We start from the raw sequence: 19,502 nt of genomic DNA, 5'->3' as shown, positions 1-19,502 counted from the left end.
CCGCGGAGCCGCGCGCCGACCTGGTCCAGCCAGTTCGGCAGACGCGCTCCGTGGCGTTACCGGCGAACGTCTACACCCGCTCCAGCACCACGGCGATCCCCTGCCCGACGCCGATGCACATCGTGCAGAGCGCATAGCGGCCGCCGGTGCGGTGCAACTGGTTGACCGCCGTCGTCGCCAGCCGTGCGCCCGACGCGCCGAGCGGATGACCCAGCGCGATCGCACCGCCGTTGGGATTCACGCGGGCGTCATCGTCGGCGAGCCCGAGATCGCGCAGCACCGCGAGCCCCTGCGCCGCGAACGCTTCGTTCAATTCGATCACGTCCATGTCGGACAGCGTCAGCCCTGCCAGCGCCAGCACCTTGCGCGTCGCGGGGGCCGGGCCCATGCCCATGATGCGCGGCGCAACGCCGGCCGTCGCCATTGCCACGATGCGCGCGCGCGGCGTGAGACCGTACCTGGCGGCTGCGGCTTCGCCGGCGAGCAGGAGCGCGCAGGCGCCGTCGTTCACGCCCGACGCATTGCCGGCGGTCACCGTCCCGTCGGGCCGCACGACGCCCTTGAGCTTCGCCAGCGCTTCCAGCGATGTCTCGCGCGGATGCTCGTCCCGGTCGACCCGCAGCGGCTCGCCCTTCTTCTGCGGGATGCTGACCGGAACGATCTCGGCATCGAACACCCCGCTGCGCTGTGCCGCCAGTGCCTTCTGCTGCGAGCGCAGCGCCATGCGGTCCTGCGCCTCGCGCTCGATGCGGAAGTCCGTGGCGACGTTCTCCGCCGTCTCCGGCATGGAATCGACGCCGTAGCGTTCCTTCATCAGCCGGTTGACGAAGCGCCAGCCGATGGTCGTGTCCTGCACGCTGTTGGCACGCGAGAAGGGGCTCTCTGCCTTGGGCAGGACGAACGGAGCGCGCGTCATGCTTTCCACGCCGCCTGCGATCATCAGGTCGGCTTCGCCCGACTTGATCGCACGCGCGGCCGAGCCGAGGGCGTCGAGGCCGGAGCCGCACAGGCGGTTGACGGTCGCCCCGGGCACCTCCACCGGCAGCCCGGCCAGCAGCGCACTCATGCGCGCGACGTTGCGGTTGTCCTCGCCGGCCTGGTTGGCGCAGCCGTAGATCACGTCGGTGACGGCCTGCCAGTCGACGCGGGGGTTGCGCTGCATCAGCGCGGAAAGCGGGATCGCACCGAGGTCGTCGGCCCGCACGGAGGCGAGCGCGCCGCCGTAGCGACCGAAAGGCGTGCGGATCGCGTCGCAGATGAAGGCTTGTCGGGTCATGCAGGTTCCTTGCTTGCCGGAGTGAGGAGAACGCGAGCCGGGTCTCCGGGGCGGAAGCCCGGTCCGCTCACTTGCGCGAGCCAGCGAAGATCGGTTGCCAGTGCGTCGGCGCCACGTTCGCGGGCCCAGAACACGGGGCCGCCGCGATGGCGGGGAAATCCGTAGCCGTTGACCAGGGCGACGTCCACGTCGCTGGGGCGCGCAGCCACGCCTTCGGCCAGCAGCAGGCAGGCTTCGTTGACCATGGCGAGCACGGCCCGGCGCTGGATCTCGTCGGGATCCAGCGTCCTGCGCGAGATGCCCTTGCGCGCACTCTCGGCCTCGATCAGTTCCTGCACCTGCGCGTCGGGCGTTCCGCGCGACTTGCTGCCCGCCTCCGGATACCGGTAGTAGCCGGCCCCGGTCTTTCGACCCAGGCGCCCCACCTCGCAGAGCAGGTCCGGAATCCGGACATAGCGGTGTGCCGGATCGCGCGTGGCGGCCTGGCTCTGGCGCATGCGCCAGGCGATGTCCAGTCCGGAGAGATCGGCCACGGCGAACGGGCCCATGGCGAAGCCGAACGCCTCCAGTGCGGCATCGACCTGTTCCGGCAAGGCGCCCTCCTCGAGCATGAATTCGCACTGCCGCCGGTAGGCGGAGAAGACGCGGTTGCCGACGAAGCCGAAAGCGTTGCCGGTCACGACCGGCTGCTTGCGCAAACGCTTGGCCAGCTCGAGGCTGGTCGCCAGGGCCTCGCGCGAGGTCGCGCGACCCCGCACCACCTCCAGCAGCCGCATGACGTTCGCGGGGCTGAAGAAGTGCAGGCCAATGACGTCCTGCGGCCGCGAGGTGGCCGCGGCGATCGCGTCGATGTCGAGGTAGGAGGTATTCGTGGCGAGCAGTGCGCCGGAGCGCGCGAGCTGGTCGATGCGCGCGAACACCTCGCGCTTGACGCCCAGGTCCTCGAAGACGGCCTCGATCACGAGGTCGGCCTCGCAGAGGCAGGACCATTCCGTCGTTGCCCGCAGCCGCGACGCACAGTCGGCCGCCCGCTGCGCATCCAGCTTGCCGCCCGCCACCCGGCGCGCAAAGTGCTCGCCGATGCGCGCCGCGCCACGCTGCAGGGCGCCGGCGTCCTGCTCCAGCAGGGTCACCGCCGACCCCGCTTCGAGGCATGCGATGGCGATCCCGGACCCCATGGTCCCGGCGCCGATCACCGCGATGTGCCGGACCTGCCCCGGCGCGATCCCATCCAGTTCCGGCAGCGTGGCGGCCTCGCGCTCGGCAGCCGCCAGGTAGTTCTCGACCTTGTCCATGGCACTCAGCGCAGGACGACCACGCCGTCGGCGGCGCGCACGCCCCGGCCTTGCGGCAGCACGAACACGGGGTTGATCTCCGCCTCCACCAGCCGGTCGCCCAGCTGCGCGGCCATGCGGGAGAAGGCGACGATCGCATCGACGAGCGCATCGACGTCCGCTTTCGGGCAACCACGGAATCCATCCAGCAGCGGCCAGGTCCTGAGTTCCTTCGCCATCGACAAGGCTTCCTCCCGGCCCAGGCCGCCTTGCGAAGGCAGCATCCGCAGGGTGGTGTCCTTGAACAGTTCCGCCGTGACGCCCCCCATGCCGAGGAGGATCGCGGTACCGAGGGGATCGCGGTGCATGCCCAGGATCAGCTCCGTCCCGCCCGTGACCATCTCCTGTACGATGAAGCGCGTCGGGCGCACGCGCGCCTTGCCCTCCACTTCGTCGGCCATGGACGCAAGCCGCGCCGCGATCTGGTCCGGCGTCACGTTGACGGCCACGCCGCCCACGTCGCTCTTGTGGGTGATGTCGCGCGAGAGGATCTTCAGCACCACGCGGCCGCCGAGCTCGCGCGCCGCGCGCTCCGCCTCGGCCGGCGTCTGCACCACGGTCTCGCGGGCACAGGGCACGCCGAAGCGGGCGAAGAGCTGCTTGGCCTGCGCTTCGTCGAGGGAGCCGGCCGGCAGGTCTGCAAGGTCGACGGCGGGGGCGGCAGCGTCTGGCGCAGGCTCCTTCCACTGCGTCGCCTGCAGCATGCCCGCGAACGCCGCCGTGCAGCTTTCCGCCGCCGAAAAGGCCGGCACGCCGCGCTGGGTCAGCAGCGCCTGCACCTCGGGTGCGTGGGGGCTGACGTACGCCACCACCGGCTTGTCCGACAGCGGCAGGCAGTCGCGGATCGCGTTGGCCATCAGCTCCGGCATGGCCAGTGCCGAGGCGCCGACGACGATCGCGAGTGCGTCGTAGGAGGGGCTGGCCAGCAGGGCCTTGATCGCGGCGCGCAGCAATTCCGGCTGCAGGCCGGCCAGCGTCACGTCGATCGGATTGCGGTCCAGGGCGGCATGGTCGCCGTCCTGCAGCGCGCGCAGCGCCGCGGCCGTGTCCGCGTCCGGGGCGGGCGTGTCGAAGCCCGCAACACCGAGGCTGTCGGACACCAGCGTGCCGGCACCGCCGGTGGAAGTCAGGATCGCGACGCGCCGGCCGCGCAGCTTGCGCCCCGTCGCCAGTGCAGCGGGGATGTCCAGCAGGTCGGCGAAGCTCTGGGCGCGGATCACGCCGGCCTGGCGGAAGAGCGCGTCGTACATGCGATCCGCGCCCGCCAGCGCGCCGGTGTGCGAGACGGCAGCCTTGGCCCCGGCTTCGGAGCGGCCGATCTTGAATGCAACGACAGGCTTGCCGGCGCGGGCGGCGCGCAGGGCGGCGGCGCGGAACTTCTCCGGATGCCGCACGGCCTCGACATACAGCGCGATCACCTTGGTCGCTTCGTCGTCGACCAGCGCATCGATGAAGTCGGCGAGTTCGAGGTCCACTTCGTTGCTGGTGGAGACCAGCTTGGACAGGCCGATGCCGCGCGCCGCCGCGCGCGACAGCAGCGAGCCGAGGATGCCGCCGCTTTGCGACACGACGCCGATGGAGCCGGCCGGGAAGTGGTCCATCTCCAGCGCACCGCTGGCCGAGAGGACGATGTTGTCGGTGAGGTTGACGAGGCCGATCGTGTTGGGGCCGAGGATGCGCATGGCCCCCGCCGCTTCGACCAGTTGCTGCTGCCGGCGGGCACCCTGCTCGCCGGTCTCCGTGTAGCCGCTGGCCAGCACGATGGCGGCGGCGCAGCCGCGCGCTGCGAGCTCACGCACGGCGACGTGTGCACGTTCGGCGCCCAGCAGCACGATGCCCACGTCAGGCGTTTCCGGCAGCGAGGCGATGTCGGGGTAGCACTTGAGGCCGCCGATTTCGGTCGCCTTCGGGTTCACGGGATAGATCGCCCCGCCGAAGCCGTGCTTCGACAGGTAGGAAACCGGCCGGCCGGCGGTCTTGGAGGGGTCCGCGGAAGCACCGATGACGGCGACGCTGCGCGGCTGGAGGAGTCGGTTGATCGCGTTCATGCGCTTACTGCTTCGAAGAAGTGGCCTTGGCCAGGAAGGCCATGACGGATTCGCGGTGCTCGGTGCTCGTGTAGCAGATGCCCTGCGCCTGGCTGCCCTGCGCGAACACCTGCTGCGCCGGGAGCTCGAAACTCTGGTCGAGGATGGTCTTGGTCAGCGCCAGCGCAGTCGCCGAGCCTTGGCTCAGCTCCTTGGCCCAGGCTTGCGCGTCGGCCAGCAGGCGGTCGGCCGTGGTCTTGCGGTCGACGATGCCCAGGGCGGTCGCTTCGTCGATGTCCACCTTGCGGCCGCTGAAGATCAGCTCCTTGGCACGCGGCAGGCCGACGCGCCGCGGCAGGAAGTACATGCCGCCACCATCGGGGACGATCCCCCGGTGGATGTAGGACCAGGTGAAGCTGGCCCATTCGCTGGCAATGATGAAGTCGCAGGCGAGCGCCGTGTCCGCGCCGAGCCCCGAGGCAGCGCCGTTCACGGCAGCGATCACGGGCTTGGGCATGGTGTGCAGCAGGGTCTGGGTGTAGTGCACCCGCTGCTGGCGGTGCCAGCCGTTGAAGGCGATCTCCCCCGTGGGAGCGCTCATCCTCCTTTCCATGCCGGCGATGTCGCCGCCGGCGCAGAAGCCCTTGCCGGCGCCGGTGAGCACCAGCGCGCGGATCGCCTTGTCGGCCGCGACGCGCTCCAGCGCGTGGATGAATTCGGAGCGCATGGCATCGCTCATCGCGTTGCGCTTGTCCGGGCGGTTGAGCGTCAGGGTGGCGATGCCGCCCTCGACCTGCAGTTGGATCAGGGAGTCGTCCATGGCGTGTGTTCCTCGGCCCGGTTCAGTCGACCTTGACGTTGTTTTCCTTGACGATGCGCGCCCAGCGCGTCGTCTCGGAGCGGACGTAGGCATCGAGTTCGGCGGGAGCGCCGGCGCTGACCGCGAGGCCTTCGGGTTCGATCATCTTGCGGAATGCAGGGGTGCCGGTCGCCTTGCGGGCGGCGTCGTGCAGCTTGGCGAGCACGTCGGGCGGGGTGCCGGCCGGCGCGAACAGGCCGTACCAGCTCTCCACCGCGTAGCCGGGAACGGTCTCGGCGATCGCGGGCAGGTTCTTCATCGCGGCGGCACGCTGCGGAGTCGTGACGGCCAGCGCGCGAAGCTTGCCGCCCGCGATGTGGGGCGACGCGGCCGCGGCGGTCGCGAACATCATGTCCACCTGGCCGCCGAGCAGGTCCGTCATCGCGGGGCCCGCGCCGCGATAAGGGACGTGCGTCATCTGGACCTTCGCGAGGTTGGTGAACATCTCGCCGGCGAGGTGGGCGGAGGTGCCATTGCCCTGCGAGGCGTAGGTCAGCTTGCCCGGCTTGGCACGCGCCGCGGCGACGACGTCGGCCACGCTCTTGTAAGGGCTGTCCGCGCGCACGACCAGCACGTTCGGACCGCGTGCGAGCAGCATCACCGGGGCAAACGCCTTCTGCGTGTCGAACGGCAGCTTCTGCATGAGGCTGGGATTCACCGCATGCGCGAACGTCGCCACCACCAGTGTGTAGCCGTCCGGCGCGCTCTTGGCCACGTAATCGCTGCCGATGATCGTGCCGGCGCCCGGCTTGTTGTCCACGATCACCGGCTGGCCCAGCGCCTCGCCCATGCCCACGCCCAGCGCGCGGGCGATCGCATCCGTGCCGCCGCCCGGTGCGAAGGGCACGACCAGCTTCACGGGCTTGTCGGGAAAGCCGGCGGCCATCGCGGTGGAGGCCGCCATGGCGGCGATAGCTGCGAGCGCACCGAAGCGCGCGAGGAGGGAGCGGAAGGTCATCGGTTTGTCTCCTGGATCCGGCAGCACGGAACGCACTGCACTTGCCGGGAAGCTTAGGCAAGACAGCCCCGGATGGCACCCCGCGAATTCCAAGCAGTGGAATCGGCGAGAATGCCTCTGCCGTGAAGAAGCCTTCCGAGCCCGAAGCGCGCCGCGACGTGCCGACCTTGCGCGAGCAAAAGCCCGGCGTGTCGCCGGCGAACCGCTCCCTGGAGCGGGGCATCGAGCTGCTTCGCTCCTTCCGCCCCGGGTCGGAGTTGCTGGGCAACGCGGAACTCGCGGAACGCACCGGCTTGTCGCGATCGACCGTGAGCCGGCTCACCCAGACCCTCGTGGGCAGCGGGCTGCTGCAGGTCGATCCGAGGTCCCGCGCGTTCCGGCTTGCACCGGCAGTGTTGAGCCTGGCGCACGCGATGCGCACCGGCTCGACGGTGCTTGCGACGGCCGCTCCGCTCATGCGGCAGGTGGCCGAAGGCAGCAAGATCAACGTCGGACTCGCCGCGCCGGACCGCGACGAGATGGTCTACCTGGAATCGATCCGCTACAACCGCCGGCCTTCGCTGCGGACGGTCGTGTCGGGCCAGCGCGTTCCGATGGAGTTGACGTCGCTGGGCCGCGCGTACCTCGCGAGTGCGCCGCAAGGCAAGCGCAGCGCACTGCTCGCGCACTTCCGGCAAGCCCGCGGCGCCCAGTGGCGGCGCGTGGGGGCGGAGATCACGGCCGCGATCGAGAGCGTGGCGCAGAACGGCTACTGCGCCGCGTCCTGGCAACCCGAGGTCGCCGCAGTGGCCACGCCGCTGGTGTTCCAGGGCGCGTACTACGCGCTGAACGTGAGCCTCTCATCGGCGGAAGCCTTCGAGGTCGCCGTGCGGGAACTCGCGCCGACCCTGGTCGACCTGAGGAGGCGCATCCTGGAGCGGCTCGAAGCTGCCGCCGAGGATTGAAAGTCGGCAGCCGTCGCCAGGCCCTTGCCGAGGAGGACGTTCTCGTGGTCGTGGCGACGCGCCATCCTCCGCGCGGGCGATGCGGACCGACCTGTGCTGCGTCGATACTCCGCCCGCCACTGCGAAGGAGGATGCCATGGCCCTGATCGTCCGCGCCTTCCCGCTCGGAAGGAACACGTCGCGCTCCGACCTGGAAGCCTTCATCAAGGAACTGGAGGCCCGCAGCGACGAGGTCTCGCGCTGGCATGCCGACCACGGCATCCGCCACGAATCCTGGTACCTGCAGGAAACGCAGGCTGGCCCCTGGGTGATCGCCATCAACGAGGGGACCGAAGTCCAGCAGAACGCGCAGCGTTTTGCCGAGCGCACCAGTGGCTTCGAAGCCTGGTTCAAGCAGCGCGTGCAGGAGCTCACGGGGGTGGACCTGAATCAGGCGCCTCTGGGGCCGCCCACCACGCCCGTCTACGAGTGGTCCCAGGACGAGGTGATCCGCGCCCGGTTCGAGCCCTTCCGCGCCTGAGCGGACGCGGCGCGGATCCTTACGCCGGGTGCGCCGGCATCCTGCGCTTGTGCATGCTCGCGGTGTAGAAGCGCCGAATCACCGCCACGGCCTCGGGCGCGACCGGCTTGCCTTCCAGGAAGTCGTCGATCTGCTCGTAGGTCACGCCGTAGGCCGCCTCGTCGGGCAATTGCGGGCGCAATTCCTCGAGATCGGCCGTCGGCACCTTCTGCACGAGGGATTGCGGCGCACCCAGGTGGGTGGCGATCGCCCGGACCCGCCGCTTCACCAGCCCCGTCAGCGGAGCAAGGTCGCAGGCGCCATCGCCAAACTTGGTGAAGAAGCCCATCACCGCCTCGGCAGCGTGGTCGGTGCCCACCACCATGCCGCGCCGCGCGCCGGCCACGGCGTACTGCGCGATCATGCGCTGGCGCGCCTTGATGTTGCCGAACACGAAGTCGCGCTGCGCCGGGTTGGCGAAGGCCATCCCGCTCTCCACGCACGCCAGCATCCCCTCGGCGGCGGGGCGGATGTCCACGGTCAGCGTCTCGTCGGGCTGGATGAACTGCAAGGCGGCCTGCGCATCTACCTCATCGCGCTGCTTGCCATGGGGCAAGCGCATGGCGACGAAACGGGCCGGGCGGCCAGCGGCGCGCATCCGCTCGACGGCGAGCTGGCACAAGCGGCCGGCCGTCGTGGAATCGACGCCGCCGCTGATCCCCAGCACGAGACTCTCCATCCCGGATTGCGTCAGGTAGTCGGCAATGAAGGCAATGCGGCGCTCGGCCTCCGCAGGGGCATCGAAGGTCGGCGCCACCAGCAACTCGGCAGCGACTTGCGAAGCGGAGAAGATTTCGTTCATCGGCTCGAGTGTGCCGGATCTTCGCCACCTTCGCCGCCATCCCCATCTCATTGATTGCCTGGAGCGCTGTACCGTCGATGTCCACCGAAATGCGCTTGCCTTGTGCCATGCGGAGAATGGTCGCCGCAGTCAGTACGTTGTCGAACGCTGAAGGCCCGGCCGGACGGCTGGAGGTGGCCGATGGCGGCACAAGCGGTGAGGTCGTGACGGACGGTGGCGTCGTGCAGCGCGTACGCCAGCGTCATCCGGTTTGTGCGGGTGGGTTGCGAAGCATCGAGCGAAGCACCTCGAAGCTGTCGATCCGCGGCAGGGAGCGAAGGATCAGGAGAAGGCCTTTCGGGGGCGGGATCAGTTTGCGGTCGTCCAGGTGGATCCAGGCCCCGTCGATCGTGAGCACCGCGGCCTGCTTGCCTGAGCGCGCCACCTCCTGCTGCACCCGCCATTGCGAGCCGTCATCGGAGAGCCCCGCAATTGCCACGTTCACCACGACCTGGTCGCCAAAAGCAAGCTCCCGGCGGTACCGGATCTCTTCGCGCAGCATGACCGGCCCGAACCGCAGCCGCTCGAAACTCGCCTGGTCGAAGCCATGAGACGCCAGCAGCCGAAACCTGGTGTGCGTGGCGAACTCGCTGAAGACGGTGTTCCTGACGTGCCGATTGGCGTCCAGGTCCGACCACCGGACGGCGAAATGCTCCTCGTGGGCGGGGACATGGGCCATGGGAAGGACAGGTACTGTGAACCCGGAAGCGAAGGATACCTTTGCTTCGCCGCTCCTGGCCGCGCCCGGCGCCCGGACGGAGCTGCCTGGTGCGCCGCGAGGTCCCTCAAGTCCCAGTCGTGCTGATGCCGGTTGCCGCGGCCAGGTACTTGTCGCCGTGGCGGCGATAGCAAGCGAACACGAGGGCGGCCAAGCCTGCAATGATCCCCAAGACGATGCCAGGGTGGCTCAGAGTTTCCATGATGGTTTGCATGTCACGTACTCCCGGGGGTGACCCCATGCGATGCGCCGAGGCCAATCCGTCGGCTGCAGCTGGCATTCACCTTAAGTGCAGGTGAGCCGGATCCGTTGATACACGTCAACCGCGAGCTTCTTCTCGTGCGCGAACGCAACGGGGATCACTAGGGGGGGTTCTGGGCGGGAGCTGACTTCCGGTCGGTTGCCACTGGGGCAGCAACGGCCTCCGGCTACCATTCCTAACGCCCGGCAAGAACGACTGCTTTGCAGCGTGGGACTAAACCGCTCGCGCGGTAGGCGCTCCGCGCCAGGCCGGGTGCCTCATTCCGAGTTGCTGGCACCGTTGACGGCGAGGCAATCCGCCTCGCCTCCGACGGGAGCAGGACCATGAGCTCATTGACGCCCAACGTGTCTCCACTGCGCCAACGCATGATCGAGGACATGCGCATGCGCAAGTTCAACGGCAAGACGCAGATCCACTACATCCGCGCCGTGCGCAGGCTCGCCGCGTTTTCGCACACCGCCCAGGCCGCGCCGCGCAGTGTTTCGCGACCGTTCTTGGCGGCCTGCGAACTTGGTTCTCGAACACACTTCGTATGTCGCGGCATTGCGACACCGAAGCATGAGACGTCAGCATGTCGAACTATCCCAGCACCGTTTAGCTCGGGGTTCGCTGTCGCCCCCAAAGGGCAATGCAAACTGACTCGATAATCCCGAGCGCGACTCAGGTGCATGGCAGTAGAGGCCGCGGTTTAAGCACTTCTTTTGGTGGGCGCGCCATAACGACAACGCCGCTTGCTGGCAAGTCGGGATTCGGCTCTCCTTAATTTCTCTGTCAACGTCACTAGAATCTCTCTTCAGCTATCACGCTAACTTTAATGGATTGATATGGTAACGCGGCCTGCAGCCCCCAACACAAAACCGACTAAAGCACAGATTGCGCTATTCGACAGCGTGAAAAAGCAAGGGACAAAAACTACTTGCTTCTTCAATAACAAGGGTGGCGTCGGGAAGACCACTTTAGTGGCGAACTTGGCTGCCGAACTGGCTCTGAGCTTCAAAGCGAAGGTGTTGGTTGTCGACGCAGACCCGCAATGCAACCTAACCCAGTATGTGTTGGCGGAGGAGCTAACCGACGAAATCTATTCATCCGAAAATCCAAACTCAATCTTTAGCGTGATTCGACCTTTGTCATTAGGTAAAGGTTACGAAAGTGAATTGCCGATAATAGCTTCGCCAGAATTCGGATTTGATATCATCATCGGTGATCCGCGCTTGGCACTGCAGGAAGACCTTTTGGCTGGCGACTGGAGGGACGCAAAAGGTGGTGGAATGCGGGGCATTAGAACCACGTTCGTCTTCGCGGAGTTGGTCAAAAGAGCTAAAGAGCTCAAGTATGACTTCGTGTTCTTTGACATGGGCCCCTCCCTGGGTGCGATTAATCGCGCAGTTCTGCTGGCAATGGATTTTTTCGTGGTCCCCATGTCGATCGACGTGTTCTCACTATGGGCCATCCGAAATATTGGTGTCACGGTCACGGTTTGGCAAAAAGAGCTCGAGACTGGCTGCCGACTGGCGGAAGATCCCAGCGAAATACTCGAACTATCGCCGAAAGGAAGAATAGCGTTCCTTGGCTACGTGACCCAGCAACACAAGGAGCGGACTGGATACGACGAAGAGGTATCCGACGACACCGGCGAACCGGTCAAGATCAAACGTAGAGTGCGAGCGTACGAAAGCATAGGGGCCACCTTCCCCCAGAAGGTCAATGAGAGCCTTGGCACCATGTTTGCCAATCCTCAGATGGAATCACATCTCGGTGACATACGACATTTGGGTAGCTTAGCGCCAATGTCGCAAAGCCAGCACGTGCCCATGATCTCTGTCAAAGGTACGGGAAGCTATACCAAGCTTCGCAAGCAAGCTCGCGAACTCTACAGAGGCATCGCGGAAAAATACCTCCAGAACCTGGACTCTAATAAGTCATGATTAATAACGATCTTCTGCGCGATCTGGCGGAGGACAAGGTCGTTTTATTCTTGGGTGCCGGGGTGTCGGCGAGTTCGCTCATAGACGACCGGCCTGCCTTCAAGGGGTGGCCGGAATTTCTCGCCGGGGCAGCCGAGTCGCGGGAGAGCGCGTTGCGAGATCAGGTTAAACGACTTATCGGTGCCAAAGACTACTTGCTTGCATGTCAGTTGCTGCAGGATAGCTATGAGCACGAATGGCAAGAGCTTATCACAGCCGAGTATGGGAAGGTCGCTCAGCCTTCGCGGCTTCATGACTCGACAATATCGCTAAAGCAACGACTGGTGGTGACTACCAACTTTGACAAGCTACTGGAAACGGCTTGGGCGAATTCCATATCCGCTGGAGCAAGAAGCTTCAAGGTTATTTCTGCAGTAGAAGAAGGCGTCTTTAGGTGTCTAAAGGACTACGATACGCCATACCTCATCAAGATACATGGCTCGGTCGATGACACCTCCAGCATGGTTTTTTCGAGGTCAGAATACATCAAACTAGCCTTTGCAAATACCCGCTACTCCAATTTTATCGACGCACTGCTCCTGAACTATACGATACTGTTCATTGGATTTTCGATGGAAGATCCCGCAATATCGGCCCTAATGGAGCTATACGCATTCAATTATCCTGGTGCACGACCGCACTACATCATGGCGCCGCAGGGCGGTGGCAGCAATATTGCTGAGATAAATAAACGGTTGAGAAAGCTTTCGATGATCGAATACGATCCTGTTAACAATCACGAAGAGCTGCCGGTAATGATTGCTGCGATGGCGAATGCTGCGAAATCTAAAAAGCGCGAAATACTAGCAGCTCGCATTTTGGCTGCAGCGTAGAGTTGTTGCGCGGCGTCAGAGGATGCTGGTAGTCAGGGGCGGCGCGCCCAAGATCCTGAAGTGCTCACGGCGTTCGCCGACATCCGAGCGCCATGATCGAATGTCTCAGTTCAGTCTCGAGCAGTCGCACAGAGCCGGGCCGCTTCGGAGCGGTTGGGGTCGGTCGTTGGTGGACCGCGGCGGGGGTCGCAGGCAGCCGTCTCGGCTGGGGCGAGGTCGGTCAGGCAGCAAGAACAACGTCGTGAAATCGACGGAACTGCTCGTCCTTCAACCTCAGTGCGGCAATGTCGAGTTGCTCCGCCGCTTGCTGCATCGCTTCCAACCGATGGTTCCCCTGTCCGCGGTAAAGAAAATTAAGCTCGAGCCAGCTTTCGATTGATGGATTCGGGAGCGACGCAACCCACTCGTCGAACTCCAGGCCCTTGGACAGCATGGTCGCCGTTCCCGTGGGATCGCCGTCGGCGTCGGCGACGATGAGCACCTTGGGCATCCCGGCTACGGAATGGAAGGCGTTCCATAGTGAGTTTGCAACGCGGGGAATCGTTAGTTTGCCCATTGCCGTCACAATCTTGATCGAACGGCGCGAACGGGCACCCGCGAGGATTCTTTCGGTCAAAGTAGCGATGACCCTGCGATCCGACTCTGCCTCACAAACAATTAACAAGTCCCCCACAGTCGCCTGGGATGACGGCGTCTGTACACCCCCCCCGGAGACGTTGAACCGACCATGCTCGCTTCCGATGGGCAGAGCGTTGGCAGCCGTGACAAGTTCGGCCTCGGCAGGAAAGTAGATTGCTCCTTCCTCGGATGCTTTTCTGAGTTTCAGCTTCAGCACTTCTTTAAAACCACGCGCGCGGAGAATCGCAGCATCCATGTCGCGCCTGTCTACCAAGATGACGTTCAGGTTCTTCCCGAGCATGAGTGCATCGACGGCATCCTTGGCGTAGCCTGACATGGAGATAAAGATTCCCACCGTTCCAGATAGCTTGCCATCCACTTTCCCCTTGAACTGGTAAAGGGTGGATGCGGGCAACGGTTCCGCCTGCCACTTCGCTTCGATCAGATACGTGCGTCCTTCCAAGTAGATCGAACCATCGATTTGCTCTCCTGCAGGCCTGTAGCTCGCCCGAGGCTCAAGTCCGTCGACGGAGAAGAGCGTGTCCAACAGCCGTTCAAATGCGAAGCCTCGACGGCGCTTGTCAGAACCGTCGGCATCGGCCGGCAGGTTCGACAGTTCTTCGTAGAGTTCCCTAACCTTTTCGACAGTCATTTCAACACTTACGCGCGTTCCATATCTCGCTCACGCCACGTCAACGGGAATTCCCTCATGCACGCTGCAGGGACCGTCAGGCCAACAAGTAGGCACATGATCTGCGGCCCCTTCAGGACCACTACTCTGTGCGACTGCATGTGCCGTTTGACCACGTTGTACACCGCCGGGATCGGGCGATCGAGGCGACTTGAACGCGGCCTGCAAACGGATTCCCGATGTGCAAGAGGGTCCCCATCGCGTCATAGGGCTTCTGCCAATACTGCGGCGTCAACAAGGAAGCGGATTGCTGCGCGTATGCTAGCTGCGGCTGCCGGGAATCGTGGACCAGCTCAATATGCTCTGGGAACCATCTTGGATGCAGCTTGCTAAGTCTCCCAGCCACTTTTTTGGACGGGTACGCGTGGCGAACGAAATCATTGTGCGCAACCTCGTAGATCGCCTTGTTCGCGATCATGCCGCTAAACGCGATCAGTTCCAGAACCTTGCGAAACTGGAGGGCGAACTCCTCTAGTGCTGGTCCGTCTTCATTAGCGATCGTGCTGTCTGCCAGTCCCGGAAAATCTGCGACGAGCCCCTCGATGCGGACCATCCGCGTTTTCATTTCACCCATACGGTTCGCGTACAACTGCAGTAAATCGACCTTGCTCATTCCATCCGTCGAGTAAACGTCTGCCTGAGATTGTCGCTCACGAATCGGTGGCTTCGCGGTCCCGCACGATCTTGGGCGCGTTGTGCGGCCTCAGAAGCGAAATCACCGTCGGTTCAGAGAGCAACAATCCCTTCCGTTTGGCGGCCGCCTGGCTGCCATTACTTGACCTAGCTTGCTGAGGACAACGCATGGCGGCAGGCAACATTCTGTCTGCGGGTTTTGCTGGGACTCGATGTCTGCTTGCGGCCAATCGAGGTTCATTGCCGCGGGTCAGGTACCGGCGACAGCGGTCATCGGGCGGCCAAACCCGACCGACCGCCCTCAGTCTGAAGCGGTCATTCACCGACGCTGCATCTGGCCTGAAAGGATCTACCAGCGCATTAGCAGCGTGATGACCGCTTCCGACCGCGGCTGTGTGAAAACCCTCTGATCCCTGTGAGGGACTCTCGGTAGAGTCGCGCAAACGCGATCTCGGGAGTCGACATGACCCGATTCATCGAAGGACAGGAGCGGCAGCAGATCACACTGATGCCTGAATGCCTCGACGACTTCATCGCTGACGATAACGCGGTACGGGTGATCGATGCGTTTGTTGGCGAGCTGGACCTGGCCAGCCTGGGCTTCGAGGGCGCCGCGCCAGCGGCCACGGGACGTCCCTCGTACCATCCGGGCATTCTCCTGAGGCTGTACATCTACGGCTACCTGAATAGGGTGCAATCCAGCCGTCGCCTCGAACGCGAGTGCCAGCGGAACGTGGAGCTGATGTGGCTCACCGGCCGGCTAGCACCGGACTTCAAGACGATCGCTGACTTTCGGCGGAACAACGGAGCCGGCATCGGCAATGTCTGCCGGCGCTTCGTTGCCCTGTGCCGCGATCTGAAGCTTTTCAGCCAAACACTGGTGGCCGTGGACGGCAGCAAGTTCAAGGCGGTGAACACCCGGGACAAGAACTTCACCGCGGCCAAGATCCAGAAGCGGCAGCAGCAGATCGAAGAGAGCATCCAGCGCTATTTGGCGGCGCTGGACACCGCGGACCGCACGCAACCAGCGGAGCTCGAGGCGAAGACCAGTCGTCTCTCGGAGAAGATCGAGCAGTTGCGAAAGCAAATGCGCGTGCTCGACAAGGTCAAGGAACAGCTCGCTTCGCAGCCAGACGGACAGCTGTCAATGACGGATCCCGACGCACGCTCGATGGCCACGAGTGGCCGCGGCTCCGGAATCGTGGGTTACAACGTCCAAGTTGCCGTCGATGCCAAGCATCACCTGATCGTGGCGCACGAGGTAACGAACGTCGGACACGACAGGACATCCCTGTCACCCATCGCACAAGCCGCTCGCGAGGCAATGGGGAAGAAGCGGCTGCAAGCCGTTGCGGACCGGGGCTACTACAGCGCAATGCAGATCAAGGACTGTGCTGACCACGGTGTCGCTGCGATCCTGCCGAAGCCCACGACGTCGAACGCAAAGGCGGAGGGCCGCTTCGACCGATCAGACTTCATCTACATCGCGCGCGACGATGAATACCAATGCCCCGCCGGTGAGCGCGCAATCTACCGGTTCACCGGCGAACAAGACGGACTGCAGGTGCGCCGTTACTGGAGCAGCGCTTGCCCACAATGCCCGTTGAAGGCGCAATGCACGCCTAGCCAGAATCGACGCATCACACGTTGGGAGCACGAAGCTGTTCTAGAAGCTGCGCAGCGCCGCCTGGATCGCATGCCAGACGCGATGATGGTCAGGCGTCGAACGGTGGAACATGTATTCGGGACATTCAAAGCCTGGTTCGGGCACACCCACTTCCTAACTCGCAGGCTGCCGAACGTGAGCACGGAAATGAACCTGACGGTGCTGGCGTACAACCTGAAGAGCGTCCTAAGCATCCTCGGCTTCGCGAAGATGATGGCGGCATTCGAAAACGTGGGGGCGTGAGCCCTTATCGGCTTCGATTTCGCTCGTACTGCCTCACCAGCAGGCCGAGGCGTCTTCTGGCGGGTTTTAGGCGCGACCGCGTGATCGAAAATCGCGAATCAGTGGCCCCACGAATAGAAGCGCAAGCCGCCGCTCGGTCAGCGCGGGTTTCCACACAGTTCCGACCCAACGCAGACTTGTCTCCAGCGTGCGAACGAAACGTCGTGTCAGTTGCGACAGGAAGCAGCGAGATCGGCGCCCAGCTGCCTCCGAAGGTCCGCCAGAGCGGCATCAAACGCATCCTGCATCTCGGCCTCCGTGTTCCACCAGTTCGTGCTGTTCTCCACCCCTCGGTACAGCTTCTCGGTGAAGGCGCCCTGCGCATCCGTCAGATGGACCTTCACGACGATGTTGGCCGACTTCAGCGTGCTCAGCGCCTGGATGTAGGCCTTCACGATCGCGATGCGAACCCGCACCGGCGCAGGCTCCACGCTGTGGCCCGGCGCCGCTGCAATACCCCTGCGGAACCACGCCGCGAAGCCTTCCCCGCTCACCCGGGTGGGGCCCATGATTCCGAGGTCCTGGCCTTCGCGCCGATCCTCGATCGCGTCCACGTGGAAGCGGCAAGGCGCCGGCGTGCTGGCAGCCGATGCCGCGGCAGGGCCGAGGGCGATTGCTTCGGGGCGGATGCCGACAACGCGATCGGCGCAACCAGCCAGCGCGACGGCCGTTGCGAGCGCGAGCACGGAGGCGCCCGACGTGATCACTGCAGCATCGCCGCGCCGCCCGCGGAACTTGCCTGCGCCGGCGCCGGTGCAAGCGTGGTCTTGTACAGAAGCGCGCCCGTGGGCATGCGGATCAGCTCGGAGCCGTTTTCCCTCGCGAGCAGGTCGCCCATGACCCCGGCGGCCGCATCGACCTTGCCGAGCACCGGCCGCTCCTGATCGGGCGCGCGCTGCAGGTCTTCAGCCAGCAGCCGCGACACTTGCTGTGCGCCATCCTCGAGCGCGGCACGCAGCAGGCGCGCGTTGCCGGATTTCCATTCATCGATGTTGGAGCCAGCCGTGCCGGGCTTGGGCAGGGCGCCGCGATAGACGATGTCGACCTGGTAGGCCCTTTCATTGGCGTGCAGCGGCGCGCCCTTGCCCTGCTCCGGCAGCTCCGGCGACTTGCCCGCCGCTTTGCGGGCTCCGACGCTGCGGGGGTAGACGGTGCCGCGCGCCGACACCTCCACGCTCGCGAAGTCCTTCGCCACGTGGTAATCGACATTGACGAACATGACGGCGGCCGAGGTGGAGGCGCGGAACACTTCCTCGTAGGCCTTGCCGTCCACCGTCTTCGTGAACTTCATCCCCGAGAATTTCAGGGTGGGAACGGCGCGCAGCGAGTTGGTGATCGATTCGTTGAACAGCTGATCCAGCTTGACGTCGACGATCGCATCCTTGAGAGGCCGAACCGTCTCGTCGGCAGCCTTGGCGCGCTCGGCGTTGATGTTCGCATCCATGGCGCCCATCGCGCCGCCGCAAGCAGCAGCGAGCAGAATCCCCAGGCCCGGAATGGCTCCGCATGCCGCGGCACCGGCGACCATGTTGGAGTGTTCGAATTCGGCATACAGCTCGGGCTGCTTGATGCCGACATGCAGTTCGACCGGCACGATGGCGGAGGCTACGCTGGGGCTCATCCCACGCGTCGTGGGAGCACCGGCACATCCGGCGAGGACCAGGGGAATGCAGGCCGCAAGCAAGGCACGGCGCATGATGGACATCGGCTTCTCCTGAAGTTGGACTGCTGTTCGGGCGTTCAAGGCCGGGCTCATTCTAGGAAGCGGCCGACGCATTCCCCACGGCTGCACATCGTGCATCTCCCGCGATCGGAGGACGGCTTCGCGGCGAACCTCGCACAGACTTGCGCGAAGGCACCGGCTGCTTTATGTGGCCGGAAGCCGCCCATCCCTCCCCGTCCATCAGTCGAGCACCGCGGGGCGTGCTGCGCAGCGGCGACGATCGCTTTGTGCAACGCTACGACTAAGGCTACTTCGCTGAGGGCAGCCCAGGACGCGAGCACGCTCCACGGCCTTGCGCCCAAGCCATCCAGTGATGGCCTGTGTACCATCGGCCGGTGGATTTCCTTCTTCTCCTGCCCCTGGCGCTCGTCGCCTTGTGGATAGCCAGGGCGCGGCAGCAGCAAAGGCGCATCGCTATCCTGGCGCGCTACCTGTCCGGCCATGACATCGAAAAGCACATCGAGACGCTCTCGCAAGGCTACTCGCGCGCCCTGGGCGAATCGGACCCCGCCCGCAGCGAGCAGGTCTGGGGCGTGCTGCGCGGCACGGAGGAAGTGCTGTGCCGGCAGGTCCGCAAGCTCGCGGAGGACTTTGCAGGCGTCCAGCCTACGGCCACGCGCGTGAGCAAGTTCCCGATCTGGCTGCCCCGCTCGCCGGCGTTAGACAGGTCCTTCGACATGCGTGAGGCGCTGCGCATACATGCCCGCGGCATCTGCCGTGCCGTCGAAGAACAGGTCGCCGCCCCGAAGGACCGCGCCTTCGCCATCCTGGCCGAGATGCTCCTGATGCAGCACACCTGCCACTGGTATTGTCGGTCGAAGTCGGTGGCGTCGGCCCGTATGCTGGCCCGCCATCGCACGTCCTACGAGCAACTTGTAGGGGCCGTGTTGCCGCAGACGCGGCAGGAGTATCTTGGGCTGGTGGCCTGACGACCTCGGCGCTATCCTGCAGCTTCGCGGGCGGCTCGGGGTGAAAGCTCGGGTTTCAGCGACTGATGCCGCCGAGCCGGCCCAGACGATGCCCTCGGACGACGTGCGCTGGATCACCCGCCGGCCCCCCGCACGAACTGGCGCGGCGCATGCCACGATAATCGAGCAGAACCTCGCGGGATGAAGCGGCCCCTGCAGCCGCAGGGTGAGGCCTGATGTGTATTCGAGCCGGAGCATGCCATGGACGCAGCGCTTTCTTCCAGTTGTCACCGACCGCCGTATAGGAGCCACTTCGTGATCGGCATGTAGGAGCCAGTTGCCGACCGGCGTAATGGAGCCACTGCGTGATCGCCGTATTGGAGCCAGTCGCGGATCGGCATATTGG

At 64.9% G+C, this 19,502-nt stretch carries 18 protein-coding genes; 6 read left to right on the top strand and 12 right to left on the bottom strand.

Annotated elements, in window-relative coordinates:
* Positions 1–70: 70 nt before the first annotated feature.
* From pcaF to JI746_RS20300, 5 genes are read right to left on the bottom strand one after another with little or no spacing between them, the layout of a single operon-like run.
* The gene (gene pcaF / locus JI746_RS20320; protein ID WP_201692105.1) at positions 71–1,276 is read right to left on the bottom strand and encodes a 3-oxoadipyl-CoA thiolase; all 1,206 of its coding nucleotides are present in this window, start codon (positions 1,274–1,276) and stop codon (positions 71–73) included.
* Complete coding sequence (locus JI746_RS20315; protein ID WP_201692104.1) at positions 1,273–2,571, bottom strand: 3-hydroxyacyl-CoA dehydrogenase; 1,299 nt, start codon at positions 2,569–2,571, stop codon at positions 1,273–1,275. Before JI746_RS20315 ends, pcaF begins: the two co-directional genes overlap by 4 nt.
* Positions 2,572–2,576: 5 nt before the next feature.
* Entirely contained in the window at positions 2,577–4,658 is a 2,082-nt protein-coding gene (locus JI746_RS20310; RefSeq protein ID WP_201692103.1) for an acetate--CoA ligase family protein, read from the bottom strand.
* A gap of 4 nt (positions 4,659–4,662) precedes the next feature.
* Positions 4,663–5,457 carry an enoyl-CoA hydratase/isomerase family protein gene (locus JI746_RS20305; RefSeq protein WP_201692102.1) on the bottom strand — a complete coding sequence of 265 codons (795 nt, stop codon included), beginning with the start codon at positions 5,455–5,457 and terminating at the stop codon, positions 4,663–4,665.
* Between the two features lie 22 nt (positions 5,458–5,479).
* A complete protein-coding gene (locus tag JI746_RS20300) occupies positions 5,480–6,454 on the bottom strand; it encodes a tripartite tricarboxylate transporter substrate binding protein (protein WP_201692101.1) in 975 nt (324 codons plus the stop codon).
* Positions 6,455–6,576: 122 nt separating this feature from the next.
* Between JI746_RS20300 and JI746_RS20295 the strand changes: the two genes are divergently transcribed.
* Both JI746_RS20295 and JI746_RS20290 read left to right on the top strand, forming a co-directional pair.
* A complete protein-coding gene (locus JI746_RS20295; RefSeq protein ID WP_408004118.1) occupies positions 6,577–7,398 on the top strand; it encodes an IclR family transcriptional regulator in 822 nt (273 codons plus the stop codon).
* Between the two features lie 136 nt (positions 7,399–7,534).
* A complete protein-coding gene (locus JI746_RS20290) occupies positions 7,535–7,918 on the top strand; it encodes a hypothetical protein (protein WP_201692100.1) in 384 nt (127 codons plus the stop codon).
* Positions 7,919–7,937: 19 nt separating this feature from the next.
* Here JI746_RS20290 and nadE read toward each other — a convergent pair whose 3' ends face one another.
* From nadE to JI746_RS20275, 3 genes are all read right to left on the bottom strand, one after another.
* A complete protein-coding gene (nadE, locus tag JI746_RS20285; RefSeq protein WP_201692099.1) occupies positions 7,938–8,759 on the bottom strand; it encodes an ammonia-dependent NAD(+) synthetase in 822 nt (273 codons plus the stop codon).
* Between the two features lie 241 nt (positions 8,760–9,000).
* Positions 9,001–9,477: an acyl-CoA thioesterase gene (locus tag JI746_RS20280; protein ID WP_201692098.1), complete on the bottom strand. Its 477-nt coding sequence runs from the start codon at positions 9,475–9,477 to the stop codon at positions 9,001–9,003.
* Positions 9,478–9,583: 106 nt separating this feature from the next.
* A complete protein-coding gene (locus JI746_RS20275; protein ID WP_201692097.1) occupies positions 9,584–9,730 on the bottom strand; it encodes a hypothetical protein in 147 nt (48 codons plus the stop codon).
* A gap of 872 nt (positions 9,731–10,602) precedes the next feature.
* On the opposite strand from JI746_RS20275, the gene JI746_RS20270 reads away from it, so the two are divergent.
* Together JI746_RS20270 and JI746_RS20265 are read left to right on the top strand one after the other, a co-directional pair.
* Positions 10,603–11,703, top strand: coding sequence for a ParA family protein (locus JI746_RS20270; RefSeq protein WP_201692096.1), 1,101 nt, complete (start codon positions 10,603–10,605; stop codon positions 11,701–11,703).
* Positions 11,700–12,575, top strand: a complete 876-nt coding sequence (locus tag JI746_RS20265) for an SIR2 family protein (protein WP_201692095.1) — start codon at positions 11,700–11,702, stop codon at positions 12,573–12,575. The genes JI746_RS20270 and JI746_RS20265 overlap by 4 nt, the downstream gene beginning before the upstream one ends.
* A gap of 220 nt (positions 12,576–12,795) precedes the next feature.
* Here JI746_RS20265 and JI746_RS20260 read toward each other — a convergent pair whose 3' ends face one another.
* Positions 12,796–13,845 carry a restriction endonuclease gene (locus JI746_RS20260; RefSeq protein WP_201692094.1) on the bottom strand — a complete coding sequence of 350 codons (1,050 nt, stop codon included), beginning with the start codon at positions 13,843–13,845 and terminating at the stop codon, positions 12,796–12,798.
* A 121-nt stretch (positions 13,846–13,966) separates the two neighbouring features.
* Positions 13,967–14,497, bottom strand: coding sequence for a hypothetical protein (locus JI746_RS20255; protein ID WP_201692093.1), 531 nt, complete (start codon positions 14,495–14,497; stop codon positions 13,967–13,969).
* A 483-nt stretch (positions 14,498–14,980) separates the two neighbouring features.
* Between JI746_RS20255 and JI746_RS20250 the strand changes: the two genes are divergently transcribed.
* Positions 14,981–16,426: an IS1182 family transposase gene (locus JI746_RS20250; RefSeq protein WP_201692092.1), complete on the top strand. Its 1,446-nt coding sequence runs from the start codon at positions 14,981–14,983 to the stop codon at positions 16,424–16,426.
* 206 nt (positions 16,427–16,632) lie between these two features.
* Here the strand turns inward: JI746_RS20250 and JI746_RS20245 are convergent, their stop codons facing one another.
* Both JI746_RS20245 and JI746_RS20240 read right to left on the bottom strand, forming a co-directional pair.
* Entirely contained in the window at positions 16,633–17,172 is a 540-nt protein-coding gene (locus JI746_RS20245; RefSeq protein WP_201692091.1) for a hypothetical protein, read from the bottom strand.
* On the bottom strand, positions 17,169–18,170 hold the full coding sequence (locus JI746_RS20240) for a hypothetical protein (protein WP_201692090.1): 1,002 nt from the start codon (positions 18,168–18,170) through the stop codon (positions 17,169–17,171). The genes JI746_RS20245 and JI746_RS20240 overlap by 4 nt, the downstream gene beginning before the upstream one ends.
* 353 nt (positions 18,171–18,523) lie before the next feature.
* On the opposite strand from JI746_RS20240, the gene JI746_RS20235 reads away from it, so the two are divergent.
* Positions 18,524–19,117: a hypothetical protein gene (locus tag JI746_RS20235; RefSeq protein WP_201692089.1), complete on the top strand. Its 594-nt coding sequence runs from the start codon at positions 18,524–18,526 to the stop codon at positions 19,115–19,117.
* Positions 19,118–19,502: the final 385 nt, after the last annotated feature.

This window comes from Ramlibacter alkalitolerans, assembly GCF_016722765.1.
Lineage (GTDB): Bacteria > Pseudomonadota > Gammaproteobacteria > Burkholderiales > Burkholderiaceae_C > Ramlibacter > Ramlibacter alkalitolerans.
Note: the sequence above shows the minus strand (reverse complement) of the source record. Positions and strands in the feature narration are given on the sequence as shown.

Coding starts and splice junctions, on each gene's coding strand:
- pcaF (WP_201692105.1), bottom strand. CDS start 1,276: ATGACCCGACAAGCCTTCATCTGCGACGCGATCCGCACGCCTTTCGGT.
- JI746_RS20315 (WP_201692104.1), bottom strand. CDS start 2,571: ATGGACAAGGTCGAGAACTACCTGGCGGCTGCCGAGCGCGAGGCCGCC.
- JI746_RS20310 (WP_201692103.1), bottom strand. CDS start 4,658: ATGAACGCGATCAACCGACTCCTCCAGCCGCGCAGCGTCGCCGTCATC.
- JI746_RS20305 (WP_201692102.1), bottom strand. CDS start 5,457: ATGGACGACTCCCTGATCCAACTGCAGGTCGAGGGCGGCATCGCCACC.
- JI746_RS20300 (WP_201692101.1), bottom strand. CDS start 6,454: ATGACCTTCCGCTCCCTCCTCGCGCGCTTCGGTGCGCTCGCAGCTATC.
- JI746_RS20290 (WP_201692100.1), top strand. CDS start 7,535: ATGGCCCTGATCGTCCGCGCCTTCCCGCTCGGAAGGAACACGTCGCGC.
- nadE (WP_201692099.1), bottom strand. CDS start 8,759: ATGAACGAAATCTTCTCCGCTTCGCAAGTCGCTGCCGAGTTGCTGGTG.
- JI746_RS20280 (WP_201692098.1), bottom strand. CDS start 9,477: ATGGCCCATGTCCCCGCCCACGAGGAGCATTTCGCCGTCCGGTGGTCG.
- JI746_RS20275 (WP_201692097.1), bottom strand. CDS start 9,730: ATGCAAACCATCATGGAAACTCTGAGCCACCCTGGCATCGTCTTGGGG.
- JI746_RS20270 (WP_201692096.1), top strand. CDS start 10,603: ATGGTAACGCGGCCTGCAGCCCCCAACACAAAACCGACTAAAGCACAG.
- JI746_RS20265 (WP_201692095.1), top strand. CDS start 11,700: ATGATTAATAACGATCTTCTGCGCGATCTGGCGGAGGACAAGGTCGTT.
- JI746_RS20260 (WP_201692094.1), bottom strand. CDS start 13,845: ATGACTGTCGAAAAGGTTAGGGAACTCTACGAAGAACTGTCGAACCTG.
- JI746_RS20255 (WP_201692093.1), bottom strand. CDS start 14,497: ATGAGCAAGGTCGATTTACTGCAGTTGTACGCGAACCGTATGGGTGAA.
- JI746_RS20250 (WP_201692092.1), top strand. CDS start 14,981: ATGACCCGATTCATCGAAGGACAGGAGCGGCAGCAGATCACACTGATG.
- JI746_RS20240 (WP_201692090.1), bottom strand. CDS start 18,170: ATGTCCATCATGCGCCGTGCCTTGCTTGCGGCCTGCATTCCCCTGGTC.